Consider the following 10947-nt stretch of genomic DNA (forward strand, 5'->3'; position numbering starts at 1 on the left):
GGCGCGGAGGCACGATGAACACCTCCGAACCCCAGCGCCGATCTGCCTCGGTTGTGCATCGATTCAACAATCCGATGGTCGGGCGTCAGCACGATTTACGAGCTGGTTATGGTGGTGTTCGTTCAGCGTCACGCGCGCGATCAGACTCGGTGGAGAGTTGCCTGAGATGAGCTCGACGAGAGTGTCCGTCCGCCCCGGAACCGCGACCGGAACCGACCGCCTACGACCCGCCAGCCCGGAGCAGATCCGGGACGAGCTGATCGAAGCCGCGGCCCGGCACGCTCCCGACATCGCCGACCTCATCCGCCTCTACTACCGCCACATCCCCGCCGACGAGATCCTCGGCGACGACCCCGTGGACCTCGTCGGCGCCGTCCGGTCCCACCAGGAGTTCGCCCGCAACCGCGTGCCGGGGCGGCCCGCTGTCCGGCTGCTGAACCCGACCACCGCCGAGGACGGCTGGACCCGCGACGCCACCGTGGTCCAGATCGTCACCGACGACATGCCCTACCTGGTCGACTCGATCACCGCCAAGCTCGCCCGCGACGGCGTCCAGGTCCAGCGCCTCGTGCACCCGATCGTCGCCGTCACGCGGGACATCACCGGCGAGCTCGTCAAGGTCCACCCGGCCGCCGACGTCGCCAACCCGCCCGAGGGCGCGATGGTCGAATCCTGGATGTACGTCGAGATCGACCTCATCACCGACCTCAACCGCGCCCGCGAGCTGGACACCCACCTCGCCTCCGTGCTCGGCGACGTCCGCGAGGTCGTCGAGGACACCGACAAGATGATCCAGGCCGCCGAGGGCCTCGCGGCCGAGCTCGACGCCACCCCGCCGCCCCTGCCCTCCGACGAGGTCACCGAGGGCGCGAACCTCCTGCGCTGGCTCGCCGACGGCCACTTCATGTTCCTCGGCTACCGCCGCTACGAACTGGTCGAGGACCCCGACCCGGGCACCGACGAACCCGCCCTGCGCGCCGTCCTCGCGTCCGGGCTCGGCGTGCTCCGCCAGGACAGCCTCGCCGCGCGCAGCCTCACCGCGGGCCCCGACACGGCCGCCACCGCGCTCGCCCCGCACCTGCTCGTCCTCACGCAGGCCAGCGCACCGTCCACAGTGAACCGTCCGGTGTACCCGTACTACGTGGGCGTCAAGACGTTCGACGAGCGCGGCAACGTCACCGGCGAGCACCGGTTCCTCGGCATGTTCACCACCTCCGCGCTGCACGAGGACGTCCTGGACGTCCCGGTCGTCTCGCGCAAGGTGTGCGAGGTCATCCACCGCGCCGGCTTCCCCATGGAGTCCTACTCCGGCCAGCGCATGCTCGAGGTCCTGCAGAACTGGCCGCGCGCCGACCTGTTCTCCGCCGACCTCGACTCGCTCTACTCGACCGCCATCGGCGCCATCACGCTGTCCGACCGGCGCCGCCTGCGGCTGTTCCTGCGCCGCGACACCTTCGGCCGCTTCTACTCGTGCCTGGTGTTCCTGCCGCGCGACCGCTACACCACCCGGTCCCGCCTGGCGATGCAGGAGGTGCTGCTCGCCGAACTGGAGGGCACCCACCTCGAGTACGGCACGCGCGTCGGCGAGACCGCGCTCGCCCAGGTCCACTTCACCGTCCACACCGACCCGGCCACGCGCGTCGAGCCGGACGTGCTGCGCATCCAGGAACGGCTCAACGCGGCGGTGCGCAACTGGGACGACCTGATGGTCGAGGCGATCCTGGCCGAGCGGCGCGAGCGGGCGGGCGAGGTCGCTCGCACCACCGCCACCCTCGGCGAGGAGTCGGCCGGCGAGCTGGGCCAGCGCTACTCGGGCATCTTCCCGGAGGCGTACAAGGAGGACTTCACCGCCGTCGAGGCGCTCGCCGACCTGCGCAAGCTGGAGGGCCTGACCGGCCCCGACGACCTGGCGATGTCGTTCTACACGCCGGACGGAGCGGAGCCGGGGGAGCGGCGGTTCAAGCTCTACCTGCTCGGCGAGGGCGTCACGCTGTCGGCCGTGCTGCCCGTGCTGCAGCGGATGGGCCTGGAGGTCGTCGACGAGCGGCCCTACGAGCTGCGCCGCTGGGACGGCACCCGCTCCTGGGTCTACGACTTCGGCCTGCGCATCGGCCTCACCGACCTCGGTGACACCGAGGTCGACCTGCGGGAACGCTTCCAGGACGCGTTCGCCGCCGCCTGGCGGGGCGACTGCGAGGTCGACGACTTCAACGCCCTCGTGCTGCGCGCCGGGCTGACCTGGCGCCAGGCCGCGGTGCTGCGCGCCTACTCGCGCTACCTGCGCCAGGCAGGCACGCCGTACTCGCAGGAGTACATCCAGCGCGCCGTCCTCGCGCACACCGACATCGCCAAGGCGCTGGTGAAGCTGTTCGAGCACCGCTTCGACCTCGCCACGAACCCGGATGCCGACGAGCAGACCGAGGCGCTGGTCGGCGAGATCTCGGCGATGATCGACGCCGTCACCAGCCTCGACGAGGACCGCATCCTGCGGCGCCTGCTGTCGGTCATCTGCGCCACCCTGCGCACCAACTACCGCGTCACCGACGCCGACGGGCGCCCCCGCCCATACCTGGCGCTCAAACTCGACCCGCAGAGCGTGCCGGACCTGCCGGAGCCGCGGCCGCGGTTCGAGATCTTCGTGTACTCGCCGCGCGTCGAGGGTGTGCACCTGCGCTTCGGCTCTGTCGCGCGCGGTGGCCTGCGCTGGTCCGACCGCCGGGAGGACTTCCGCACCGAGATCCTGGGCCTGGTCAAGGCGCAGGCGGTGAAGAACGCCGTCATCGTGCCGGTCGGCGCGAAGGGCGGGTTCGTCGTCAAGCGCCCGCCCGCCCCGACCGGCGACCCGGGCGTGGACCGCGACGCGCACCTGGCCGAGGGCATCGCCTGCTACCGCATGTTCATCTCGGGACTGCTCGACCTCACCGACAACCTCGTCGAGGGCCGCACGGTCCCGGCCAAGGACGTCGTGCGCTACGACGGCGACGACAACTACCTCGTGGTCGCCGCGGACAAGGGCACCGCGACCTTCTCCGACATCGCCAACGAGGTGTCCGCGTCCTACGGCTTCTGGCTGGGCGACGCCTTCGCCTCCGGCGGCTCGGTCGGCTACGACCACAAGGCCATGGGCATCACCGCGCGCGGCGCGTGGGAGAGCGTCAAGCGGCACTTCCGCGAGCTGGGCGTGGACACCCAGAGCCAGGACTTCACGGTCGTCGGCATCGGCGACATGGCGGGCGACGTGTTCGGCAACGGCATGCTGCTGTCCGAGCACATCCGGCTGGTGGCGGCGTTCAACCACCTGCACGTCTTCCTCGACCCGAACCCGGACGCGGCGGCGTCGTTCCGCGAGCGCAAGCGCCTGTTCGAGCTGCCCCGCTCGTCGTGGGAGGACTACGACCGCTCGCTGATCAGCGAGGGCGGCGGCGTCTTCTCCCGCAGCGCCAAGACGATCCCCGTCTCGCCGCAGGTGCGGCAGGCGCTCGGCCTCGCCGACGACGTCACGCAGCTCGCCCCGGCCGACCTGATCCGCGCGATCCTGCTGGCGCCGGTGGACCTGCTGTGGAACGGCGGCATCGGCACCTACGTCAAGGCCGAGACCGAAAGCCACGCCGACGCCGGGGACAAGGCCAACGACGCCGTGCGCGTCAACGGCAACCAGCTGCGGGTGAAGGTGGTCGGCGAGGGCGGCAACCTGGGCCTGACCCAGCGCGGCCGCATCGAGTTCGCGTGCGCCGGTGGCAAGATCAACACCGACGCGCTGGACAACTCCGCCGGCGTGGACTGCTCCGACCACGAGGTCAACATCAAGATCCTGCTCGACCACCTGGTCAGCAGCGGCGCGCTGGACCGCGAGCAGCGCAACGAGCTGCTGCACCAGATGACCGACGAGGTCGGCCGCCTGGTGCTGGCGGACAACTACCACCAGAACGCCGTGCTCGGCGTGAGCCGGGCGCACGCGCCGCAGATGCTGCCCGTGCACGCCCGGCTGGTCGCGAACCTGGAGAAGGCCGGGGCGCTGGACCGCAAGCTGGAGGCGCTGCCGAGCAAGCAGCAGTTCCAGGCGCTGGAGAAGGCCGGCGACGGCCTCACCTCGCCGGAGTTGGCGACCCTGCTCGCGCACGTGAAGCTGGAGCTGAAGGACGAGCTGCTGGCCAGCGACCTGCCGGACGCGGAGGTGTTCGCCCGGCGGCTGCCCGAGTACTTCCCGGAGCCGCTGCGCGAGCGGTTCGCCGACCGCATCGGCGAGCACCCGCTGCGCCGCCAGATCATCACGACACTGCTGGTCAACGAGGTCGTCGACGGCGCGGGCGTGTCCTACGCCTACCGCCTTGCGGAGGAGATGAACGCGACCGCGACCGACGCGGTGCGCGCGTACACGATCGTCACGCGCGTGTTCAACCTGAACGCCCTGTGGGACGACATCAACGCCCTCGACAACGCGGTGCCCACCGAGGTCCAGGACGAGATGATGCTGGAGTCGCGGCGGTTGCTGGACCGCGCCGCGCGCTGGTTCCTCGCCAACCGGCCGCAGCCGCTGGCCGTCGGGGCCGAGATCTCGCGCTTCGGGCCGGTCGTCGCCGAGCTGGCGCCGAAGGTCGACACGCTGCTGCGCGGCCGCGAGGCCGAAGCGGTGCGCGAGCAGGCCGACCGCTACGCCGAAGCCGGCGTGCCACGTGAGCTGGCGCTGCGGATCGCGGGCCTGCTCGACGCCTACGGCCTGCTCGACGTCGTCGAGGTGGCCGAGCTGGCGGTCCGCGAGGCCGGGGTGGACGTGGAGAGCAGCCCGGAGGAGGCGTCGCAGCTCTACTACGCCCTGTCCGCGCACCTGGACGTCGACCGGCTGCTCACCTCGATCAGCGCGCTGGAGCGGGGCAACCGCTGGCACGCTCTGGCCCGGCTGGCCCTGCGCGACGACGTGTACTCGTCGCTGCGGGCGATCACGCTGGACGCGCTGCGGCACAGCGATCCCGGGGACGGCACCGACGAGAAGATCGCCCAGTGGGAGAAGGCGAACGCCTCCCGGCTGGCACGCGCCCGGGTGTCGCTCGACGAGATCAACCAGTCGGGCCGGCTCGACCTGGCGACGCTGTCGGTCGCCGCGCGCCAGCTGCGGAGCACGGTGAGGTAGGAATATCGGGGTGTACGTAGCGAAGGTGCGGCCCCGCTGGTCGGACATGGACGTGTTCGGGCACGTCAACCACGCGAACATGGTGACGTTGCTCGAAGAGGCACGCGTGCCGTTGTTGTTCGACGAAGCGGGCCGCGCCGGGCTCGCGGAGTTCGCGAAGGGCATGGTCGTCGTGAAGCTGGCCGTGCACTACCGCGCCCCGGTCGTGGTCGACGGGCAGGAGATCCGGGTGGAGATCTCGTTGCAGGACCTCAAGTTCGCCTCGCTCACCCTGGCCTACCGGGTGCACGACGGTCCGGACGCGGAGTCGCCCGTCGCGGTCACCGCGGAGACCGTCCTGGCGCCCTACGACGTCACCACCAACCGCCCGCGCCGCCTCACCGCGGAGGAGCGGGCGTTCCTGCAGACCAGGCTGACGGAGGCCGGCGCGTGACCGAGCTGCGCATCCCGGACCGGGGCGACCGCGAGACGCTCGGGGCCTTCGTGGCCAGGGCGGTGCGGCTGGACGGCCAGGCGGCGGTGCGGCTGCGCAACCGCAGCGGCGGCGGCGTCGTCGAGGCCTGGGTGTCCACGCCGTTCGACTGCCTCGCGACCCGCGCCGTGCACGGCGAGGTCGAGCCGGGCGACGTGACGGTGTCCGGCAACGAGTTGCTGGCCGCCCTCACGGTCGCCGGTGGCGAGCGGATGGACCCCGGCCCGCCGCGGGACCTGCTGTGGCACAGCGAGCTGCCGGCCACCGGGCCCTGGCAGCTGATCGACGAGCTGCCGACGAAGGTGATCAGCGAGCTCACCGACCGCGGTGTCGCGCTGGCCCGCGAGAACGCCGGCCCGCACGGCAATCCGCCGGCGTCGCTGATGGACCAGGCGGTCCTGACGGTCAGCGAGGGCGACGTCGAGGTCAAGGTCCAGATGCGGTGCCTGTTCGCCCTGTCCGGGATGGGGTTCTTCGATTCGTCTATCCCGGACGACATCATCCGGGTGACAGCCACGAACTCGTGGATGCGACTGGACGCCAGGTACGGCGCGGTGGTCCGGCGGCGGCACGCGCTGCTGCCCCTGCTGTTCTGACTTGCGCTGGAGCTGCTCCAGGTCGCTAGGGTCGCGGCCATGCGCTTCGCGTTCAAAACCTCACCGCAGAACACCGAATGGGCCGACATGCTCGCCGTGTGGCAGGCCGCCGACGACATCGAGGTGTTCGAGTCGGGCTGGACCTTCGATCACTTCTACCCGATCTTCTCCGACCCGACCGGCCCGTGCCTGGAGGGCTGGGTCACGCTGACCGCGCTCGCGCAGGCCACCAAGCGGCTGCGCCTCGGCACGCTCGTCAGCGGCATCCACTACCGGCACCCCGCGCTGCTGGCGAACATGGCCGCGACCCTGGACATCGTGTCGAACGGGCGGCTGGAGATCGGCATCGGCGCCGGCTGGAACGAGGAGGAGTCCGGCGCCTACGGCATGGAACTCGGCACGGTCAAGCAGCGCAGCGACCGGTTCGAGGAGGCCTGCGAGGTGCTGGTCGGCCTGCTCACCCAGGAGACGACCACCTTCCAGGGCGAGTACTACCAGCTCACCGACGCCCGCAACGAGCCGAAGCCGATCCAGCGCCCGCACCCGCCGATCGTGATCGGCGGCAGCGGCGAGAAGCGCACCCTGCGCACCGCCGCCCGCTTCGCGCAGCACTGGAACTTCGTCGGCGGCACGCCGGAGGAGTTCGCCCGCAAGCGGGACGTGCTGCACCAGCACTGCGCGGACATCGGCCGCGACCCGAAGGAGATCATGCTGTCCAGCCACGTGCGGCTGGGCACCGATCTCGACTACGCCAAGGTCGCCGACGAGGCCGCCGCGCTCGGCGAGCAGGGCCTCGACCTGGCCATCGTCTACCTGCCGCCGCCGCACACCCCGGACGTGCTGGAGCCGCTCGCCGACGCGCTGAGCAAGCTGAGCTGACGCCCGAGGGCCCCGTGCCCGGCAGCGGGCACGGGGCTCAGACCCAGCTGTTCATCATGCTCTGTGCGGCCATCTCCAGGTAGTTCCACAGCTGCGTCTCCAGCGGCTCCGGCAGCCCCGCTTCGTCGACCGCGATCCGCATCGCGCGCAGCCACGCGTCGCGCTCGATCGGGCCGATCTTGAACGGCGCGTGCCGCATCCGCAGGCGCGGGTGTCCGCGCTGGTCGGAGTAGGTGTGCGGGCCGCCCCAGTACTGCATCAGGAACAGCCGCAGCCGGTCCTCGGCCGGCCCGAGGTCCTCCTCGGGGTACATCGGCCGCAGCACCTCGTCCTTCGCCACCTCGGCGTAGAACCGCGCGACGATCTTGCGGAACGTGGGTTCCCCGCCGACGGCCTCGTAGAAGGACTGGGGGTCGCTCATACCGGTCACCCTTCCATCATGCCGTGGTCGCCGTGGACAGGAAGCCGGCTTCCTCCAGCGCCGTGAGGCACGCCGCACGCAGCTGCCGCTGCACGGCCCACTGGCGGCCCGGCCGCACCTTCACGGTCAGGCGCAGTTCGATGCTCTCCGGTGTGACCTTCTCCACGCCGAGCACCTCGGGCTCCTCCAGCAGGTCGACCGACAGCGGCTCGGTCGCGGCCGCGGTGTGGGCGGCCTCGGTCAGCACCGCCGTGGCGCGCTCGACGTCGGCGTTGTAGCTCAGCGGCACGTCGACCAGGGCGATCGCGTAGCCCTGGCTGGAGTTGCCGACGCGCGTCACCTCGCCGTTGCGGACGTACCAGACGGTGCCCTTGACGTCGCGGATCGTGGTGATGCGCAGGCCGACCGACTCGACCGTGCCGGTGGCGGGCCCGATGTCCACGACGTCGCCGACGCCGTACTGGTCCTCCAGCATCATGAACATGCCGGACAGGAAGTCCTTGACCAGATTCTGGGCGCCGAACGCGAGCGCGATGCCGACCACGCCGGCGGAGGCGAGCAGTGGCCCGAGGTTGATGCCCAGCTCGCCGAGGATGTAGATCGCGGCGAGCCCGAGCACGACGAACGAGGTCAGCGACTTCAGCACCGAGCCGATCGTCTTGGCCCGCTGGCGGCGCCGCTCGGCCACGACCGGGCCGAGGATGTCGGGGGCGCGCTCGCGCAGGGGACGCAGGATCGTGGGCAGCTTGCCGCCGTTGCCGCGCGGCATGGTGGTGACCCGGTCGATCAGCTTGTGCAGCAGGAACCGGATGATCAACGCGACGAGCAGGATCAGGATGATCCGCAGCGGCTTGGCGATCAGCCAGTTGGCGGAGGCCGCCAGCCATTCGTTGTGCGTGATCTGGAACACTTGGTAGCACCAGGTGCCGGGCTGGTTGATGCACTCGGGTGCTTCGTTGAGCAGCGGCGTCACGGGGCTCGGGGATCCCTTTCTGGCCGTTTTCGCCCGTCGTCACGCAGACGTCGAACGAATTTCACAGGACACGTCTTCTAACACAGGTGCGCATCGGGTGTGATCTGTGGTCGACTATGGCTGCACCGGTGGAGGTGGTCGAGTGCCAGACCGACAACCGATCCCCCTCGGCGCCCCCGACCAAGCGGTGGGCGGGCAGGCGCCGGAGGTAGCCCTGTGTGCTCACCAGGGTCAGGGGCCGCCCGGAGGCGGACCTCAGCCCAGTGGGCCACCCCCGCGAGGCGGCCGCGTGAGCCGACCCTCGGGTCAGCGTAGAGGGCGGGATCCGGCCGGTCTGAACGCCCCTGCCACGCCCGGCGCGTTCTCGATGGGCAGGCGTCGCGTGCTGCTCCTCAACGCCACGTTCGAGCCGCTCACTGCGCTCCCGCTGCGGCGGGCCGTGGTGCTGGTGATGTGCGGGAAGGCGGAGGTCGTGCACGGCGATCCGGGAGGCCTGACGTTGCACGCCGCGACGTTGTCGCTGCCCGTGCCGTCGGTGATCCGGTTGTCCACGTACGTGCGGGTGCCCTACCGGGCGCAGGTGCCGCTGACGCGGGCCGGGCTGATGCACCGGGACCGCTACAAGTGCGCGTACTGCGGCGGGCGGGCCGAAACGATCGACCACGTGCTGCCGCGCAGCAAGGGTGGGCCGCACAGCTGGCAGAACTGCGTGGCGTGTTGCGCGAAGTGCAACCACCGCAAGGCCGACCGGCTGCTGGAGGACCTGGGCTGGCAGCTGCGCGTGGTGCCGACGGCGCCGCGGGGCCCGCACTGGCGGCTGCTGGTGCACTCCGGGGACGCGGACCCGCTGTGGAAGCCCTACCTCGGCGTGGCGGCCTGACAGGGGACGCACCGGCGCCCCGGCTGTGGTGGTGAGCCGGGGCGTTCCGACGTCTTCGTCTCGGTGGTGGTTCGGTTCAGTTCGGGGAGGGACTGCGTCTCAGGCCGCGGTGACTCGCGTGCCGCGGGTGACCCGGGTGCCCATCGTGACGCGAGTGCCACGCGTGACGCGGGTGCCCATCGTGACTCGGGTGCCGCGGGTGACTCGCGTGCCACGGGTCACGCGGGTGCCGGCGGTCACGCGGGTCCCCCTGGTGACCCGGGTGCCGCGGGTGACTCGAGTACCGGCCGTCACCCGTGTGCCGCGCGTCACACGCGTGCCCCGCGTGGTGCAGCCGTTGGATGCGTCGATCAGTGACGCAGCGTGGTCATCGTTGGTCTGAGCGAGGGTACGGAGCAGGTGCATGATCTGTCCTCCAGGGACCTGTGCGTTACTCATTGGGAAGGGGAGCGGGGCGCAAGGCCCGTACAGGTGAAAAAGCTACGAGGAACTGGGCCACCGGACAAGGCAATCGCGCCCGGTGCGGCCGGCTGTACGTTGAGTTGCAACCTTTCGTCCGACCGCTCTTCAGCCCATCGCCCCAACGCGGTCGCGACGCTCGGCGGACGGCGGCCCCCACGCGACGAGCGGTCGTGACCGGCTTCGGCGGGCTTGGGCTCGTCGGGCTACTCTTCTGGCGTGAACATCGGAGAGACGATCCTGATCTTCGCGCTGATCCCGGCCGCGATCTACGGGGTGATCAGCGTGCTCACCCTGCGGTCGAAGCTGACCGGCACGCCGCGCTACCGGCCCGGCCAGGCCTGGGAGTACCCGCCGATGTGGTGGAGCGGCAACCCGGAAGGTATCGGGACCGTGCACGACACGCACTCCGGCGAACCGGTGGAGAACAGGGACGCGAGCGGGAACGCGCGCGTGACGGCGGCAGGAGGAGCCCGTGGCAGCTGGTGAGCTGACCCGACAGCCAGGATCGGACGAGGAGCTGGAGATCGGGGTCGCGATTACCGCGACCGGTCGCCGCTCGGTGGCCCGGATGTACGAGCCCGCTGCTCCATCCAGCCCATTCAGCACCGTCCAGTTGGCCCGTCTGGACGAGGCGCTGACGCTCGCGAGCCGGGAGACCGGGCTCGACTTCAGCGTGTACCTGGGCGAGCTGGGCTCCGAGAGCCGCGCCCGCGCCGAGGAGCTGCACGCGAGGATCGAACCAGACTCCGCGAACGCCGTGCTGATCGCCGTCTCGCCCGGCGAGCGTGTGGTGGAGATCGTGACGGGCTCCGACGCGATCCGCCGTCTCCCCGACCGCGGCGCCAAGCTCGCCGTGATGAGCATGGTGGCGTCCTTCAAGGAGGGCGACCTCATCGGCGGCCTCACCTCGGGGCTGCGCATGCTGGCCGACCAGGCTGGCTCCGCCCCCAAGCACTAAAAGGCAGAAAAGAAGAAGGGCGGTCGCGTTAGCGGCCGCCCTTCTTCTTTTGATCTTTGCACCCAACCCGAGCTGGGTGGTCATCCCGTCGCCTGACACGCAACGATCACCTTGAGCCAGGGCCGCAACCCAGGCCGCCAACCGGCGGCCGACCATGCCAACCTTGCGGCCCTGGCTC

Annotated in this window: 9 protein-coding genes; 7 read left to right on the plus strand and 2 right to left on the minus strand. The window is 70.8% G+C overall.

Features of this window, described 5'->3' with window-relative positions; all coding sequences use genetic code 11:
• Positions 1-166 precede the first annotated feature (166 nt).
• The 4 genes from ABZ193_RS25980 to ABZ193_RS25995 are packed head-to-tail and all read left to right on the plus strand — an operon-like array spanning position 167 to position 7075.
• The gene (locus ABZ193_RS25980; protein WP_354711803.1) at positions 167-5128 is read left to right on the plus strand and encodes an NAD-glutamate dehydrogenase; all 4962 of its coding nucleotides are present in this window, start codon (positions 167-169) and stop codon (positions 5126-5128) included.
• Between the two features lie 10 nt (positions 5129-5138).
• A complete protein-coding gene (locus tag ABZ193_RS25985; protein ID WP_017987638.1) occupies positions 5139-5561 on the plus strand; it encodes a thioesterase family protein in 423 nt (140 codons plus the stop codon).
• On the plus strand, positions 5558-6196 hold the full coding sequence (locus tag ABZ193_RS25990; RefSeq protein WP_237336285.1) for a hypothetical protein: 639 nt from the start codon (positions 5558-5560) through the stop codon (positions 6194-6196). Before ABZ193_RS25985 ends, ABZ193_RS25990 begins: the two co-directional genes overlap by 4 nt.
• 39 nt (positions 6197-6235) lie before the next feature.
• Positions 6236-7075: an LLM class F420-dependent oxidoreductase gene (locus ABZ193_RS25995; protein WP_020418214.1), complete on the plus strand. Its 840-nt coding sequence runs from the start codon at positions 6236-6238 to the stop codon at positions 7073-7075.
• A gap of 37 nt (positions 7076-7112) precedes the next feature.
• On the opposite strand, the gene ABZ193_RS26000 is transcribed toward ABZ193_RS25995, so the two are convergent.
• Together ABZ193_RS26000 and ABZ193_RS26005 are read right to left on the minus strand one after the other, a co-directional pair.
• Positions 7113-7496, minus strand: a complete 384-nt coding sequence (locus ABZ193_RS26000) for a globin (protein WP_020418215.1) — start codon at positions 7494-7496, stop codon at positions 7113-7115.
• 16 nt (positions 7497-7512) lie between these two features.
• Positions 7513-8469, minus strand: a complete 957-nt coding sequence (locus tag ABZ193_RS26005; protein ID WP_020418216.1) for a mechanosensitive ion channel family protein — start codon at positions 8467-8469, stop codon at positions 7513-7515.
• A gap of 382 nt (positions 8470-8851) precedes the next feature.
• Between ABZ193_RS26005 and ABZ193_RS26010 the strand changes: the two genes are divergently transcribed.
• The 3 genes from ABZ193_RS26010 to ABZ193_RS26020 all read left to right on the plus strand — a co-directional run bounded on the left by ABZ193_RS26010 (position 8852) and on the right by ABZ193_RS26020 (position 10769).
• The gene (locus tag ABZ193_RS26010; protein WP_017987643.1) at positions 8852-9349 is read left to right on the plus strand and encodes an HNH endonuclease; all 498 of its coding nucleotides are present in this window, start codon (positions 8852-8854) and stop codon (positions 9347-9349) included.
• 678 nt (positions 9350-10027) lie between these two features.
• Positions 10028-10297, plus strand: coding sequence for a hypothetical protein (locus ABZ193_RS26015; RefSeq protein WP_017987644.1), 270 nt, complete (start codon positions 10028-10030; stop codon positions 10295-10297).
• A complete protein-coding gene (locus tag ABZ193_RS26020; RefSeq protein ID WP_020418218.1) occupies positions 10284-10769 on the plus strand; it encodes a DUF5130 family protein in 486 nt (161 codons plus the stop codon). The genes ABZ193_RS26015 and ABZ193_RS26020 overlap by 14 nt, the downstream gene beginning before the upstream one ends.
• The last annotated feature ends 178 nt before the right edge of the window (positions 10770-10947 follow it).

It is taken from the genome of Amycolatopsis sp. NPDC006125, assembly GCF_040614195.1.
GTDB classification, from domain to species: Bacteria; Actinomycetota; Actinomycetes; order Mycobacteriales; family Pseudonocardiaceae; genus Amycolatopsis_E; species Amycolatopsis_E tucumanensis.